At 46.2% G+C, this 17094-nt stretch carries 14 protein-coding genes and 1 tRNA gene; 1 reads left to right on the top strand and 14 read right to left on the bottom strand.

The genetic code is table 11. The features are described 5' to 3' along the window. Positions 1-104: 104 nt before the first annotated feature. The 12 genes from rsxA to AC5RDV_RS08815 form a co-directional block, all read right to left on the bottom strand. Positions 105-716: an electron transport complex subunit RsxA gene (gene rsxA, locus AC5RDV_RS08870; protein ID WP_008627585.1), complete on the bottom strand. Its 612-nt coding sequence runs from the start codon at positions 714-716 to the stop codon at positions 105-107. Positions 717-736: 20 nt separating this feature from the next. Beyond that, complete coding sequence (locus AC5RDV_RS08865; protein ID WP_008627584.1) at positions 737-1321, bottom strand: RnfABCDGE type electron transport complex subunit E; 585 nt, start codon at positions 1319-1321, stop codon at positions 737-739. Positions 1322-1339: 18 nt separating this feature from the next. Further along, positions 1340-1969, bottom strand: a complete 630-nt coding sequence (locus AC5RDV_RS08860; protein WP_008627583.1) for an RnfABCDGE type electron transport complex subunit G — start codon at positions 1967-1969, stop codon at positions 1340-1342. Further along, positions 1966-2955 (bottom strand): RnfABCDGE type electron transport complex subunit D, encoded by a 990-nt coding sequence (locus AC5RDV_RS08855; RefSeq protein WP_130892866.1) that lies wholly within the window; start codon positions 2953-2955, stop codon positions 1966-1968. The genes AC5RDV_RS08860 and AC5RDV_RS08855 overlap by 4 nt, the downstream gene beginning before the upstream one ends. Before the next feature lie 12 nt (positions 2956-2967). Then, entirely contained in the window at positions 2968-4314 is a 1347-nt protein-coding gene (gene rsxC / locus AC5RDV_RS08850; RefSeq protein WP_282748275.1) for an electron transport complex subunit RsxC, read from the bottom strand. A 29-nt stretch (positions 4315-4343) separates the two neighbouring features. Further along, a complete protein-coding gene (locus tag AC5RDV_RS08845) occupies positions 4344-5300 on the bottom strand; it encodes a Fe-S cluster domain-containing protein (RefSeq protein WP_282748256.1) in 957 nt (318 codons plus the stop codon). 8 nt (positions 5301-5308) lie between these two features. After that, complete coding sequence (locus AC5RDV_RS08840) at positions 5309-5728, bottom strand: SoxR reducing system RseC family protein (protein ID WP_130892863.1); 420 nt, start codon at positions 5726-5728, stop codon at positions 5309-5311. A 122-nt stretch (positions 5729-5850) separates the two neighbouring features. Then, positions 5851-7485, bottom strand: a complete 1635-nt coding sequence (locus AC5RDV_RS08835; protein ID WP_130892862.1) for a RagB/SusD family nutrient uptake outer membrane protein — start codon at positions 7483-7485, stop codon at positions 5851-5853. Between the two features lie 11 nt (positions 7486-7496). Next, the gene (locus AC5RDV_RS08830) at positions 7497-10238 is read right to left on the bottom strand and encodes a SusC/RagA family TonB-linked outer membrane protein (protein WP_418810957.1); all 2742 of its coding nucleotides are present in this window, start codon (positions 10236-10238) and stop codon (positions 7497-7499) included. 244 nt (positions 10239-10482) lie between these two features. Further along, positions 10483-10556: transfer RNA gene (locus AC5RDV_RS08825), tRNA-Ala, on the bottom strand. Positions 10557-10643: 87 nt separating this feature from the next. Continuing rightward, positions 10644-12290 (bottom strand): hypothetical protein, encoded by a 1647-nt coding sequence (locus AC5RDV_RS08820; protein WP_276786517.1) that lies wholly within the window; start codon positions 12288-12290, stop codon positions 10644-10646. 32 nt (positions 12291-12322) lie between these two features. Beyond that, positions 12323-13333, bottom strand: a complete 1011-nt coding sequence (locus tag AC5RDV_RS08815) for a hypothetical protein (RefSeq protein ID WP_282748257.1) — start codon at positions 13331-13333, stop codon at positions 12323-12325. A 146-nt stretch (positions 13334-13479) separates the two neighbouring features. Between AC5RDV_RS08815 and prmA the strand changes: the two genes are divergently transcribed. Then, entirely contained in the window at positions 13480-14325 is an 846-nt protein-coding gene (prmA, locus tag AC5RDV_RS08810) for a 50S ribosomal protein L11 methyltransferase (protein WP_008627568.1), read from the top strand. 63 nt (positions 14326-14388) lie between these two features. Here prmA and AC5RDV_RS08805 read toward each other — a convergent pair whose 3' ends face one another. Then, entirely contained in the window at positions 14389-15342 is a 954-nt protein-coding gene (locus AC5RDV_RS08805; protein WP_008627566.1) for a glycoside hydrolase family 25 protein, read from the bottom strand. A gap of 90 nt (positions 15343-15432) precedes the next feature. Beyond that, positions 15433-17070, bottom strand: coding sequence for a diphosphate--fructose-6-phosphate 1-phosphotransferase (locus tag AC5RDV_RS08800; protein WP_008627564.1), 1638 nt, complete (start codon positions 17068-17070; stop codon positions 15433-15435). Positions 17071-17094: the final 24 nt, after the last annotated feature.

The raw sequence follows: 17094 nt of genomic DNA, 5'->3' as shown, positions 1-17094 counted from the left end.
ATGTACTAAATTTAATTATATGCTGTATGATTTTTGACCATAAAAAAACGATACGACCCGCATTTTCTTTGCAGGTCGTATCAGTTTTGAAAAAACGTGGCGGATTAGAGGCTAAGAAATGCCTTCAATCCGTTATCTACTCCGCTGAATCCCATGAATGCCATGGCCAATAAACCAGCGGTGACCAACGCGATACTCATGCCCTGCATCCCTTTAGGTACGGACACAAGGTTGAGTTGCTCGCGTATGCCGGCAAATATAACCAATGCCAGTCCGAAGCCCAACGCAGTGCTCAAGGCATACCATACCCCCATCATCAGGTTGAATTCCTTTTGTATAACCAGGATGGCCACACCAAGCACAGCACAGTTAGTGGTTATCAGAGGAAGGAATACTCCCAATGCCTGATAAAGTGCCGGGGATACTTTTTTCAGGATGATTTCCACCAACTGCACCAATGCAGCAATAACCAAGATAAAAGCTATGGTCTGCAAATAGCCGAGTTCGAGCGGGTTCAAAACATAATACTGCAACAGGTAAGTCACCAATGTGGCGAGCACCAAAACGAACGCCACAGCACCTGACATGCCTAAAGCCGTATTGATTTTCTTGGATACGCCGAGAAACGGACAAATACCAAGAATTTGCGACAACACGACGTTGTTGACAAATATGGCGGTGATGAAAACGATTAAATACTGATATATTGCTTCCATATTGTTCTAAGTTTACAAATTTACGCTTTTTTCAGTTTGTTCACAATGGCAATCAAGTACCCCAATACGATGAAAGCCCCGGGAGCCAACACGAACATCAGCATGCCGTAATCTTCCGGCCAAACCTCCAGACCGAAGATTTTACCCGTTCCCAAAATCTCTCGTACAGCTCCGAGAACAGTCAAGGCGATTGTGAAACCTAACCCCATTCCTACTCCATCGAAAAACGAAGGTATCACTCCGTTTTTACTGGCAAATGCTTCGGCACGTCCCAAAATGATACAGTTCACTACAATCAAGGGAATGAACAAGCCCAATGTGGCATAGATGTCAGGAACGAATGCCTGCATGCACATTTGCAAGGCGGTTACGAAAGACGCGATGACGACAATGAATGCCGGAATACGCACCATGTCGGGAATCAAATTCTTAATCATGGAAATAACCACATTGGAACATACGAGCACGAAAGTCGTGGCCAATCCCATGGACATACCGTTCAATGCCGAAGAAGTCGTACCCAAAGTGGGACACATACCCAAAAGAAGTACAAACGTCGGGTTTTCTTTGATGATACCGTTCATCAACACTTTAAAATTATTCATATTACGTCCCTCCTTTCTTTAATGAATAGAATCACTTCCGGTTCCGGTTGCGCTTTCCACCCGTCCGGCCTGTACGCTAGCTCCGCTCGCTGCATCGCTGGTATTTCCTTTCAACGCCTGATAAGCAGCATTCACGGCATTCAGGAAAGCCCGGCTAGTAATGGTAGACGCCGTGATGGCGTCGATGTCTCCGCCGTCTTTGGATACGGCCAGTTCCTTCTCTCCCGGATTCCGCCCGATAATGTCGCCCTTACCGCCTTTCTGGAACCACGTGTCGGCTTTCACACCCAGTCCGGGAGTTTCTACCGTAGCCAGAATCGTATAGCCCAGAATGTCACCAACCTCATTAAAACCAACCAGGACTTCAAGCGGTCCGCCGAACCCATTGGTTACAGCCTTCACGGCCGTTCCCTTGTCGGTTTTATAGAGAGTATAACCGTTTGATTCTACCGGTTCTTCAACTTTTAAATCACCGGGTTGACCTCCCAAAATCACTTTTTTGATGCCATCCTGCAAATTCTTTGCGTTGATTTCGGCAATGGGGCCTTGTGTCACCTTATTAATATAAGCCAAAGTCCCCCCGGCTATGAGGGAAATGGCGGTCAGCACCAGGACCATATTGAGTAATGAAGACTCTAACTTTTTCATTTTTTTACGACCTCCCCGAATCTTTTAGGTTTACAATAGGTGTTAATCAACGGTGTAAAGGCGTTCATGATTAAGATTGCGAACGACATACCTTCAGGATATGCGCCGAAAGTACGAATGACTACGGTGAGCATACCTATGGCCACTCCATAAATAATCTGTCCCTTTGCCGTCATGGGCGAGGTCACATAATCCGTAGCCATAAAGCAGGCCCCTAACATCATACCACCCGTGAGCAATACGGACACGGGAGACGCATAAACGGGATTAGACAGATGGAGCAGTCCGGCCAACACAAAAACGGTAGCCAAAATGGAAACTGGAATGTGCCATGTCACGATACGCCGGGCCAACATATAGGCCAGACCTATCAATAAGGCCAAAGCGCTCACTTCGCCCAAGCATCCTCCGGTCTGACCTACGAGCATGTCAATAGCGTCTGGCAATCTTTGAAGTACGGAAGCGTCTCCGCTCTTGATTGCTTCCTTCATGACAGCCAACGGAGTGGCACCTGTTTCGGCATCGAGATAAGCTACCATTTGTCCGGGCACAGGCCATGTGGTCATCTGCACCGGGTATGAAACCAGAAGGAACACGCGCCCCACCAATGCCGGGTTGAAGGGATTACACCCTAATCCGCCGAAAGTCATCTTACCGATACCGATGGCTACCAATGCTCCTATGAGGATAATCCATATCGGCAGATTGGAAGGCAGATTGAACCCCAACAGCAGTCCGGTCAGGATGGCCGAACCGTCTGTTATCGTTACTCGATCGCGTTTCAATACATATTTCGTTATAGCCCACTCGAAGAACACACAGGCAGCCACGGACGTAGCCAATACGATAGCGGCTCCCAACCCAAAGAAATACAACGAGGTTAACAGGGCCGGTATGAGTGCGATGCACACTCCATACATATTTCTTTGTACACTATCCCGTCCATGCACATGGGGCGACAGCGATACAATTAATTTCTTTGCCATAATCTTTCTCTTTTATTTTGTATTACGAGCCCGGATGAGGGCCATTACAGTAGTCTTGCCCATACGGATATTATCTAACATCGGGCGTGTGGAAGGACAGGTAAACTGGCACGAACCGCATTCGATGCATGACGTGATGTCGTTATCTTCCGCCAACTCCCAGTTGCGCAACGCGGAAGCCGTGGCCAACAAATAGGGCTCGAGCCCCATCGGGCAGGCACTGACACATTTGGCGCAACGGATGCAGGGCTGCGGTTCCGCGCGACGAGATTCCCGTTCACTCATGAGCAGGAGGCCGGAAGAACCTTTGCATACCGGCACGTCGAGGTTCATCAGCGCCTTTCCCATCATCGGGCCTCCGCCAATTACTTTTCCTGTGTTTTCTGGCAAGCCGCCGCATTCCTCGATGAGTTGGTTCATCGGCGTGCCGATACGGGCCAACAGGTTAGAAGGGTTTTGCACTTCCTTACCCGTCACGGTGATGACACGTTCAAACAGGGGTTTGTTTTTCATTACCGCTTCATAGATGGCAAAAACCGTACCTACATTTTGTACCACTGCTCCTACGTTAATGGGCAATGCCGGAGGAGCCGGGACTTCACGTCCGGTAACAGCGGCAATCAACTGCTTCTCTCCTCCCTGGGGGTATTTCACTTGCAATGGCACGACCTCAATATGCGGATAAGCTTTCGCTTTCTCCGTCAAGAGGGCGATGGCATCCGGTTTGTTGTTCTCGATGCCGATATAACCCTTGTCCACACCCACTGCCTTCATGATTAAATCCACTCCTACCAGGATTTCGTCCGGTTTTTCCAACAGCAACCGATGGTCGGCTGTCAGGTACGGTTCGCACTCCACAGCGTTGATGATGACGCATTCGGCTTTTGTCCCCTTGGGAGGAGTCAGTTTCACATGACAAGGAAACGTGGCACCGCCCATACCGACAATGCCGGCCGCTTTCACCGTGTTCACGATGTCTTCGGCTGTCAACTCCGGCTTTTGAGCCAATGTCACCAAATCGGGGGTACGGTCGATTGTCTCGACCCATTCATCTCCCTCCACGTCTACAAAGATAGCCGGTCGGCGGTAACCGCTGGCATCCACAATCGCATCTATCTTGCTCACTTTTCCGGACACGGAGGAGTGGACGGGAACGGATACGAAGCCGTCTGCCTCGGCCAACATCATGCCTACTTTCACTTCATCTCCTTTGGCTACAACCGGTTTGGCCGGTGCGCCGATATGCTGATAAAGTGAAAAGACAGCTTGTTTGGGCAATCCGGCCAGGCGGATGGGAGAAGCGGCGGAAAGTTTGTTTTCAGATGGATGAACTCCACCTATCTTAAACGTTTTCACGATATTCTTTTTTAATTTGACAATCTTATGAATTATGCTTCTTTCTTTTCTTCCGGTGTAACGGTGGTTACAGGTTGTGCTGCGGGAGCGGATACCGGTTGTGCCGTCGGCTCGGCTAGTTTCGGGGCTGCTGTTGCGGCCGGTTTCTCCACTTTCGGCTTACGCGGTGGGAAGTGAATGGCATGGATGGATCCTTTCGGGCAAGCTTCCTCACACTTTCGGCACAACTTGCACTTTTCCGGGTCGATATAGGCCAAATTGTTGTTGAGAGTGATGGCCTCGAACGGACAAACCTTCACGCACTTGCCGCAACCGATACAGGAAGCCTTGCAAACCTTGTTCGCCACAGCACCCTTGTCGCGGTTTACGCACATCACGACCATTCGGCGGTTTTTCGGTCCTTTCGGCCGGAGCTCGATGACTCTTCGCGGACAGGTCTTGACGCAGGCACCACAAGCCGTACAGCGTTCTTCGTCTACCTCGGGCAATCCTGTTTCCGGATTGATGGACAATGCACCAAACTGGCACGCCGCCACACAATCACCACCTCCCAAGCAACCGAATGCGCATGCCGTCTCTCCTGTGCCCGCCAACAGCTGCACACGGCAACTGCGCACCCCGTCGTAATCCACCACACGTGGTCGATTGGCACAAGTCCCGTTACAACGCACAACAGCCACTTTCGGGGTGCTGGCCGCAGCTGCAAGCCCCAAAATTCCGGCTACTTTTTCCATAACCGGTTGTCCGCCTACGGGACATAACTTGCCTTCGAGCGAACCACCGTCTGCCGCTTTCACGCAAGCAGCGGCAAAACCGGCACATCCCGGATAACCGCATCCGCCACAATTGGCTTGCGGCAAGACTTCGGCCACTTGGCCAATGCGTTCATCCTCTACGACAGCAAACTTCTTGGATGCCGCATAGAGCATGATGGATGCCACCAACCCCACGACTCCCAAAATAATTACTGCAATCAAAATCACGTTCATAACAATATTTATTTTATGTGTTTAATGGTAAATGAAAATTTTCTTGTCAACCTGTTTTTATTGAGGTAGAGCACAACATAATAGACAACCAGGCTGGCTAATGCTACCAGAGCTGCCAAAGGTTCATCGGCCGTAACTTGCAAGGTGGCTAGCAAAACAGCCATCAATAGCAACAACGGCGCACCGTATGCCCAAAACACGGCTTTCAGTCCCATCTCCACACTTCCGGTCAGGAGAACTTCCTCTCCTACCTGGTAAGAAAATGCTTCGGGGCTGACGATATCGACCAACTTCTCTTTGCTTTCCGACGAATTGCACATTTTTTTAGCCACACAGGATGAACATGCGGAAGCCTGGATTATTTGCACACTAACGTGTTTTCCTCTCACGCTTTTCACGGTACCTCGATGTATGATTATTTGGGCCATTTTGTAAACTCGATATTGCAAATTGCCGCAAATGTAGCATTAATTTGGTAACTAATAGTAGGTATTCGAATAGAAAATTCTCTGTATTTGTTTTTTTTAACCTATCGTTTTTTTCGAGTCATTCACCTCGTCTCATATCCGGGATTTTGGGATAATCGCGGATTCAAAGACAACACCTTGGCAGGGATGGGAAACACCGTAGTGTAGCCTGATGCTTCATCCTCCTGTTGCGGACGGTCTGTGTAAGCTTGCGTATAGGTACCGAAACGAATCATGTCCTGTCTTCTCCATCCTTCCCATACGAGTTCCAGTTTGCGTTCCTCCAGGATATTGTGAAGGGTGGCTGGACGAGGATACATGCCGGAACGTCGCCGCACTTCGTTCAGTTCAGCTGTTCCGTCTTCCCCGTTTCTTATTTTAGCCTCGCTTTTCATTAATAATACGTCGGCATAACGAAACAATACAATATCGTTGTCCGACAATTTACCGTCTTTTGTGCTTTTCAGGTCTACTTCATATTTCTTCATTCGTGCGCCGGCAGATTTTTCGTAAGGTTGTGCCGATACGTCCAAACGTATGCTCCACGGCGAATACTCCAACGTGCTTCCGTCGTCCAGTTTCACTGGATTGCCATTGGGATCCAAGACCGTTCCGGCAAAGAAGCTGTCTTCGAAGCGATGGTCTACCGAATCGGTATCGTAGCCAAATGTGCGTAGGGTTTCAATCGTGGCACTGGTTCCATTTTCTCCACTCAGCCCGTAAGCTTTCCCATGGTTGTAATGACGGGAACGGAATAGATATTGCATTTGGTTTTGCAATGCATGTTTATCCATCGGTATCGTGAAAATATTTTCTTCCGACGGTTCGTTGTACACAACGAAATTATCTACCATGCGCGAAGATAATTTGTATCCCATAACACGTATCGAGTCGCAATACGCTTGTACGGCCTGCCATGCGTTCAGTGTTTGAGATCCTATATTCACTTGATATGCTTTTCCGTCAGGATGGTTTTCGTCCGTCCAATCGTTGTCCGTATAAATCTCTATATTCAGGAATAGTTTGGCCAACAAAAAACAAGCTACCGGACGGGTCATCCGGCCATAATATTCTCCTTTTTGGTTGCTGTGCGCTTCATTCAGATAAGGCAATGCCGCCTGCAATTCGTTTACAGAAAATTTGAATACTTCCTCACGTTCGCTTTGGTTGACGTCCTTCATGGGGGTGGACGAAGATAACACCAAAGGCACACGCCCGAACATATCTAGCAAATAATAGTAGTACATCGCCCGAAAGGCTCTGACTTCCGCCACATAATTTTTCAATTCTGCAGGAGCATCCTTGCGGTTCTGCAATTCCGTCAGACGTTCTATCGACTTGTTACTAAGCACAATCACTTTGTATAGATACTCCCACGAAGCTGCTATCACGTCATTATTGACTCCCCAATCGTGCAAGAACAATCCTTGCCAGAGTCCGCCATCGTACCAGTCTCCTCCGCGAGTTGGCAACAAAGCTTCATCAGTGGTCAGTGTGTTCAAGTCATATACACCTCGGCAAGTACCCTGTAGCCCTTGACTGTCTTCGTATCCACCCACATAGTTATAGAGGGTAGCCACCGTGTTCAGGTATATATTGGCAGGCGTGTCATAAGCGTCCTCTTCGGGTAATTGGTCTCGTGGAGCTTCATCTAAGAATCCTGCACAACCATAACAGCAAACAAGGGTGTATCCCGCCCATAAAATCCACTTTTTCATGTTGTCATGCTTTAAAATTGAATAGTTAATCCCAAGGTATAAGAACGATATACCGGATAGTTCCGTTTGTCGTCCACTCCGAGTGTGGCATCTACGATGTAACTGTTAATCATTGGGGTCAGTCCGGAATAGGCCGTAATGGTAGCCAGATTGTTCACCGACGCCGATAAACGCAGATGCTGCACGTATTTGCCCCATTTCTTCAACGGAATATTCCAACCGATAGTCAAATAATCAAAATTCACGTAGTTTCCGTTTTCAAGCCAGTAATCTGTAGCAGTCTGGTCGTAAATATTACGTTGAGGGGCGGCTGCCAGTACGTTGTAATCGGGAAAACTTCCCATATTCATATAAGCCAAGGCCGTACCATTATAAATTTTATGTCCGAAAGCACCATTGATTTGTAACGATACGTCCACATTCTTATAACGGAAGCTGACGTTAGAACCCAATAGAGTTTTGGGAGTGGCCTGTCCTGCCACGTAACGGTCCCCCCCGTCTTCCAGGTCCACGCCTCCTCCGTCAAGGTCGGCTATTTCGTATGCGTATGTTCCGTCTTCGCGTTGGATGAGTCCTGTACAATGGGGTAAATAAAAGACACCCAAAGGCTGCCCTACAATCTGGTATACAATATGATTATATCCGCCATGAAAGCCCGCACCGGTTAAGTCGGCAATCGGCGTATATTGTGGAGCCGACATATATTCTCCATTATACATTCCACTTAGAGAAAGTAACTTATTGCGTTGGAACGTGACGTTGACGTTGACGTTCAGTTCCATGTCTTTTTTACGCAAAGGAGTGAAGCCGAATCCCAATTCCACTCCGCTGTTACGCATGGAACCTAAATTGGCCAACAATTTATTATAGGCAAATGGCGGTACGCTTACATCGTATTGGTACAGCATGTCATCCGTGACGGAATGGTAATAATCAAATGTGAAAATAGCCCGTCCGTCCCAAAAAGCAGCATCCAGTCCAACGTTCATCGTACGTTTTACCTCCCAACGCAAGTCAGGATTGGCATTGCGTATCAAACCCATTGTCACCGTTGGGTCACCAGCAGAAGATACTACTCCATTAGGTTTCACCAACTGGAGGGAATTGTAAGAATCAATGGCATCCTGATTACCAGAGTACCCGTAACCGACTCTGAATTTGAGGTTGTTCAGCCAATAGAGAGATTTCATGAAATCTTCCTCGCTCAGAATCCAGGCTGCGGAAAGCGATGGGAAAAAGCCCCAACGATGGTTACGTCCCACCTTGGATGAAGCATCGGTACGCATGTTTACGGTAGCCACATAACGATCGTCGTATACATAATTGACACGTCCTAAAAAAGATGCCAGACGAGGATTCTCATAATAAGAGCCTGTCCCCTCCCATAGTCTTACGGCTCCGGCCTGCAGGTTGTGAAAACCGAACTTGTCGGTTGTGAAATTCGTAACAGTTGTGTGGAAGCCGGACATGATACGTTGTTGCGCTTCTCCCAATAGGAGAGCGTCCAGTTTATGTTTTCCAAAAGCTCGATTGAAGTTCAACATCATATTTCCCAACACATCTTCCACCTTCTGTTCGCCTCGATAAGCTTGTCCATGTGCCCATACGGTAGTAGGAAGATATTGTCCGTTATCTATGACATTGTACAGGTAAGAACCAAAGGCGGAAAGTACCAAATGTGGGGTTAAAACCAACTCCATTTTCAAATGGGCATTAAAATGCGCATTCGATTCTTCGTCGCTTACTTCCATCCAGGCCAAAGGGTTGGTAATCCAACTGGCAGTTGTCACTTGATCCCAACCGCCCGTCGCATTCTTGTGGGCCGGAAAAGTGGGATTGAAAGCTGCTGCTGAATAAAATGTCTTTTGTATATCTACCAAATTGTTGCTCTTACGTACCGCCCCCATTACCCCCAGATCGAAACGCAGGCGATCGTTGAACGCCCGTTGCGTAATATCTATTTTGGCCATGTAATTCCGGTAGTCTGAACTTTTCACCACGTCTTTTCGATCCAAAAGCGCCAGAGAAGCACGGTAATAAGAGGATTCCGTACCACCTCCAAAAGCTACATGATGATTTTGCACCCATCCCATGCGCGTGATTTCCTCTGGAAAATCCGTGTCATATCCCAAATCCAGAATTGATATGCCTCGTTCGTGTGCCACGTTCCTGAAAGCCTCTCCAGAAAGCATTTTTATGTTTTTATAAATAGACTCGACACTAAAATTACCGTCATAACTCAAACTGAAACTTCCGCTGTGTCCTTGTTTGGTACTTACTTTTATGACACCCGAAGCACCTCGTGCGCCATATTGAGCCGTTTCTGAAGCATCCTTGAGAATAGTGAAGCTTTCGATGTCCGCAGGAAAAATCATACTTAGCGTGCTCAAATCAGCAAATACGCCATCAATGATTACCAAAGGATCATTCCCCCCCGTCAGGGAGGTTGTACCCCGGACACGTACGGAGTTGAGCATGGCCTCCCTTCCCGGTAACATACTGACACCGGCCACTTGCCCGTTAATAGAGTTTAAAGGATTGGAAATCATGCCTTTGTTCATTCTATTTTCAGAAACCTGATCTACAGAACCTGCTACGGTTCTCCGGTCTCCTGTGGCATAACCGATTTGCAGCACATCCCCTTTCATTAATGAATCCGATAACATCCAAGGAATGGAGTCCGGCAGAATCACTTTGTTCTGTGCTGCAAGAGGATATATATGGCATAACGCCAAAGAAAGGGGTAATCCCATTCGCCCCAACCATAAAAATGTCCCTTTTTTCATAAGCAAAGAGATTTAAGAGTAAATGTTGGTATAGTTTGAATATTACATGGGCAAATATACAGAATTTCTTTTAAATAAACTCTTTTTTAAGGGAAGAAAAATAGAGAAAGAAAAAAATGTAATAAAGTTGGATAACCCAAATAGAATAATAAAATTCACCAATAAAAATATTGGTTTTAGCGACTGCAAGTTTTTTCGCTTTTATGTAAAGTGGAGTATACAGGACTCGAACCTGCCACCTTTTGACTGCCAGTCAAACGCTCTAGCCAGATGAGCTAATACCCCAACCTTTTTGACGATGCAAAGTTAGATATATTTTTTGAAACGCAAAACTTTTTTGCTGTTTTTTCTTCTGACTTTGCTCCTTTATAATCAGAATTTATATCCTAATGTAAAAAACACCTGATGAGTATTTAGGTTTACATCCACTGGAGTAAGACGAGTACCGGTTTGTGTGATATAAGTATCGTCGAATGCATAGAAATCTCCCGACTGTACGCGGCACTTATAAGCCATATCGGCATAAAAATGCTTTCCGTGGTAACCTAAACCGGCTGTGAATATATTCACGTCGTCTTTATTCATATAATCTGTTGTCGTTTGATAACCGAAAGCCGGAGAAGGCCCCGTTTGATCTAAAGTCGCTTCTTCCTTGAACATGCGGGAATAATAATTATACCCCGCACGAAATGCGACATTATCCGTCAGATTCAATTCCATACCGAACTTGAAAGAATGGCTTCCGCGTAGCGTAGACTTGTGCAACGCGTCCATATCGCGGTCGTGTGTCGTTCCTCTGGAATAACCATAGCCCCAATAGTCGTAGTCCCAGTCTTCATACCCCTGTTTCGTTTTAGAGTAATCAGCGTATTCATATTCAGCTCCTATAGCCAGATAAGTTCCAATCGTATGTCCTAACGAAACCCGAAATTTCCACGGTGTGGTAATTTTCATGTGCAAGTTAGCCAAATCCACCTCCGGAAGATAATTGGTATATATAAAATTACCGTTTCTGTCTTGATTGATGTAGATGTCATAGTTCTCATCCTCCATCATGGGAGAGTCTATGCTATATGAAGAATAAGATTCCAAATGATAGAAGGTCGGCGTTTCTACGGCCAGACCTATGCGGAAGGGGGAATTTCCGATGGGACGGAATATACCACCCAACTTCACATTGATTCCATATCCACTTACATGTTGGGTATTATATAAGGAATAATTCTCGAAATCGCTGTAAGAGTTACCTTGGCCGTCCGAAATCGTGCCGAACTCCCGATAAGTGCTGTAACTGTAATAGTCCACGTCGTTCACGCCTAAAGTGAAACCTAAATACACTCGATCTTTGATGTTCATCGACAGGTTGAAATCATATCCTACGATACCGCCTTCCGTCGTACGGTCGTAATTATTCCGATCTGACTCTAAAGCATTATAAGAATCGTATAAGGGATTCCCCTCTTGGTCTACCTGCACATTACCTTGGTTATCCCGTATGTATTCCGGATTCACAAGGCAGGAATTATACATCAGGTCTGCCAAAGGAGTGGAATACTGGGTATGGTTCAGAATGTCTGCCATTTGTTGCGTCTGAGACAAACCGTTCAAGGCTCCGTTGTCTGCGATAAATGACTGGTTGAAGTTGGCTCTTTTCTGATAATTGACTCCAAAATTAACATACCTTACGCTTTTGGCCATAACCGGGATACTTACCACGAATCCCATCTGGTCAAAAGACAAATGAGTCATGTCTGCATTTAAATCCGGTTTTTCCTGTTGGGTCAACACGCTGAATGATAAAGCTGCATCGCTTCTGCGGTAAAGCCCTAATGCTGCCGGATTGGAAGAAGCGGTAGACAAATCAGCACCCAATGCCCCTAATGCACCGCCCATACCTACATAGCGCGCACTTCCGATTAAATCGGTCGGCATATAATTCTCGTTCATATATGGTGTCTGTGCCATCATAGACTGGCTTGCTAGCAATGCGCTTACAAATATGAGGTTTTTTCTTTTCATTATTTCTTCCTTTTATGGTTTATCTTTGTTTGTTAACGTCGACCGCCTCGTGCTCCTCCGCTCCTGGATGGGGAGAAACCACCTCCGGAACGGCTGGGGGAACTTACCGACGGACGGAAAGTGCTTCTTGTAGTCGATGGCGTGAAATTAGAACTTCTCGACGGTTGAGTGTTACGTTGAAGAGTTGAAGTCGTACGTGTGCGAGGAGACTGCCTGGTAGTTGTTGAAGAACGATTTGGAGTAAATCGTGCAGAATTCTCCGAAATGGTTTGCCGGTTGGTGTTACCTGTGTTTCGTATGGTTCTTCTGGCAGAAGAACTGTTTCTTACATTAGTGCGGGATGTTCCTCTTGCCAGGGAACTATTCTCCCGATATCTTACACTGGGACGAGTAACCGGTCTTGATGGATACCATCCATGACCGGGATGTCCCCAATGCGGATGATGCCAGTGCGGTCCCCAATACCAAGGATCATACCATCCGGCATACCAAGGACCTCCCCACGCCCAATAAGGATTGTATAATCCCCATCCCCACGAGTAGGAGAAGGTAGGTCCCCAATACCAACTGCTAGGATAAGCGTATGCGTAAAATCCATCATCATATACATCCCAATATATGGAATTGGGACCATAACGTAAGTCCCAGTATAAAGGACTGCTGACCGCAACGCCGATGGTCGGGGTGTTGAAACGAAGAATTCGTTTCGTATATTGATAGTCTCCCCCTTCTTCCCGGTTGTTATCGGTTGAAGCACTATCTTGACCTGCCACTTCCTCTTCAGCGGCAGATATACTATCATTATCCCAACGATATCGTCGGTTATATTCATCTACATCCCTGATGCTTCCCTGAGCATATCCTGAGCGGGTGTCCACTGCCGTATTTTCTGAAATCGTACGTACCGAAGGTTGCGGTTGGGGATGCTTATCCTCATTCACTTTCGTCTCTTTTTGAGGGACGAAATACATATCATCTATTTGTGCAAAGCCAAAAAACGGAATCACTGCAACGATGAGTGAAAATAATATTCTGTTTTTCATTGTCTTTTCTCCTTTACCTATATTATATGCAAATATAACTTTTTCTCGGTTGACGGGCAATACGGAAACGCGAATAAAGTTTAGTATATAACTCTTTTTTTGCTATTTTTGCAGAACCAATAGATTCTCGACACAAAATAAACAGTATGAAATATTTGGAATTGGATTTCATTATATCCCCTTATAGTAGGGATGCAGCCGACATCCTGATAGCCTTGGTGGCCGATGCCGGTTTGGAAAGTTTTGTAGATACTCCGCAGGGGGTGAAAGGATATGTGCAAACCGGACTTTTCGAGCAATCCGTATTGGATAACCTGCTAGATTTCTTTCCCATAGAGGATGTGAAAGTAACCTACCGGTTGGCGGAAGCGGAAGATAAGAATTGGAACGAGGAATGGGAACGTAACGGCTTTGAACCAGTCCGAATCGCCGACCGTATTCTGATTCATAGTCCGGAGCATCATAATCTGTCTCCTGCCGAATATGATATCGTGATAAATCCCCATCAGGCTTTCGGTACCGGTACGCATCACACTACAGGCATGATATTGGAACGTTTGCTCGGGATGAACCTCGGACATAAAACCGTATTGGATGCCGGGTGCGGTACTGGCGTGTTAGGTATATTCTGTACGTTGAAAGGGGCGAAATCGGTGTGGGCCTACGATATAGATCGTTGGAGTGTAGACAATACGAAAGAGAACATGCAACTGAATGGTGTGAAAAACATGGAAGTGGTTGAAGGGAATGCCTCCATATTACAAGGAAAAGACGCTTTCGACTTGATTTTAGCCAATATCAACCGGAACATTCTTTTAGCCGACTTGCCATCGTTCGTATCGGTTATGCATGCAGGAAGCCAAATGATTCTCAGCGGTTTTTATGTAGAGGATATACCCTTGCTTGTGCAAAAAGCGGAAAGCTTGGGACTGAGCTATCTCAACCATACGGAAAAGGAGAACTGGGCTACGCTTTTATTCGAACGTTTATAATAAGCGACATGAATCCAGAGCTGCCGGTAATGCCTGTAGGACTTCCGGCGGCTTTATTCCTGTCTATAATGAATCTTCAGGATAGGTATAATCGTCTTCCTGTTCCGGTATGGTCAGGTTCATCAAATCTTCAAACGACCCATTGAAGATATTACAGTCTACATTACCTTTGATTCCGGTAACTTTCCCACAGTCCGTATGTTGCCAGAAATTCCATTTTCCTTTATATTCTAACTTCTCCACATAATAATGCGCTATCCAATAAGGATATTCATTGAATGCAGGAGTATTCAGATAATGCAATTTGAATTTGTATCCTGTATAAATAATGGGTTTCACACCATATTCTTTTTCTACAATATCCAACCAAGTCTTTACAGCTTTTTGGAGCTGTGTTTCCGTCAGCTTTCCGGCCTTTTCCACATCTAAAACAGGAGGGAGGTCACCAGGTTCCAAATGCACTTGCTTTAAGAAAAACCGGGCTTGCTTTTGGGCATCCACATCCGGCAAAAAGAAATGATAAGCTCCTCTTATAAAGTCATTTTGCTTTGCTTCATAAAAGTTTAGGTTGAAATTTTCATCCAATAGCGTCGTGCCTTCGGTTGCCTTGATGAAAACAAAACTGACGGGAGATGAATTCAAACTGGCGTTGCGCAAACGCTCCCAGTCTATGTTTTCCTGATAATGAGAAACATCAATGCCATGTACATCAAAACCTTCAGGATATACGGGATCTCCGTAAATGGCCTTCCAACGGAATGAATAAGGCCCGACAAAGAAATAATAAAAGAAAAGTATATAAGCTACTCCCAAAGACAAGGCCCCGACCCATATCGCCCACGACGGCCAACGTTTGAAAAACAACCATTTGCTTCCCCCTTTCTTCTTTTGCTTCTTGCATAAGGCAGTTTTCCTCTTAGGACTACGTGACGTGGGAATGTTATCCACTTTCTTACGGTTTCCCCTCTGAACAGTCGTTTTTCTGTTTTTTACAGTTTGCGGCATTTGTGCACACATGATAGAAACGGTCTCTCTTTTCCCCTTTATTCAGAAAAATAGCAAGTCCCTTTATCAATGGACAAAGGGACTTGCATGTCTATAAATGAATTACTTAGCTTGTTCCAATTGTAAAGTCTTGGTTGCTTGGTCACAAACTTCGGTCGGACCGAAATACTGTATCGGACCAGGATATACGAAACAAGTTTCACGAGCCCATTGGTTGCGTCTCGATGCAAATTCCTTGAACGGGGCACCGTCCAAACGAACCAATGCCTTTTTAATTACCGGTTTCATTTCGCCATTACGCTTCTCCATATTCATCATCATGGTGATGGGCACACCACCGGCAATCCATTCAGCAGCCGGTGCCGTCGTGTTCTTCACAATAGCCATATAACCGGTCTTGCCGTTAGCCATCAACATGGCGGCACTTGTACCCAAAGCATAACAATAATCAGCATCGTAGTTGGAAGGAGCAGCACAACGTCCTTCATAGCCGAAGAAATGGTGCAACGCCGAGAACTTACCGTTGAACTTACCTTCTTTCTTCCATGCAGCCAACTTGTTGGCAACCATTTCAGACAACAGTTTTTCCGTTTCAATCAATGAAACCTGCACGTTTCCATGCGGATCACGCTCCATAGTCAACTGGGCAGCTACTCCCAAGGGAAGAGATTCATATACAGCCTTGTTTGCTGCAGAAAGTTTATTCAAAATCCATTCGCGTTGTTGGTCCTTAGCCAATGCAGCACCTTCCGGAGTTGCCAACAAGTCGTTCAATTCTGCAATCAAAGCCTTCATCGCCGGGATGAACTCAATCAAGCCTTCCGGAATCAATACCGTACCAAAATTGTTTCCATCGGCTGCACGGTCGGCTACAACCTGAGCAATATAAGTAACGATATCATCCAAAGTCTGGTTTTTGGCTTCCACTTCTTCCGATACGATACAAATGTTGGGTTGGCACTGTAAAGCGCATTCCAAAGCGATGTGCGAAGCCGAACGTCCCATCAACTTGATGAAATGCCAATATTTACGAGCGGAGTTCGCATCGCGTTGAATGTTGCCAATAACCTCTGCATACGTTTTACAAGCCGTATCGAAACCGAAAGAAGTTTCAATCTGGTCGTTCTTCAAATCACCGTCGATGGTCTTCGGACAACCGATAACCTGCACACCGCATTTTTTCGCAGCATAATATTCAGCCAAGACACAGGCGTTCGTATTGGAGTCGTCACCACCAATGATGACAATGGCTTTAATACCCAATTCCTTGATGATTTCAAGCCCCTTTTCGAACTGTTCCTCTTTTTCAAGTTTGGTACGTCCGGAACCGATCATGTCAAAACCGCCTGTATTACGATATTGGTCTATGATGTCAGCCGTCAACTCCATGTATTTGTGATCCACCAATCCGCCAGGTCCCAAAATAAAGCCATACAACTTGCTTTCTGGGTTCAGTCTTTTAATACCGTCGAACAAGCCGCAAATGACATTATGCCCGCCGGGAGCTTGGCCACCGGAAAGAATTACACCGACGTTGAACGGGGCGTAAGATTGAGCCTCGCCCGGAACGAACTCAATGAGAGGCATTCCATAAGTGTTCGGGAATAATTTCTTGATTTCCTCTTGGTCGGCCACAGACTGCGTGGGTGCGCCTTCCTTTACAGATACGTTACCCTGCAATCCTTTGGGTAACTTGGGCTGATAAGCCGCTCTTGCAATTTGCAATGCACTTTTTTCCATGTCGTGTTACTTAATAATTTGTTG

The sequence above is a fragment of the Paraprevotella sp. genome, from assembly GCF_986071375.1.
Note: the sequence above shows the minus strand (reverse complement) of the source record. Positions and strands in the feature narration are given on the sequence as shown.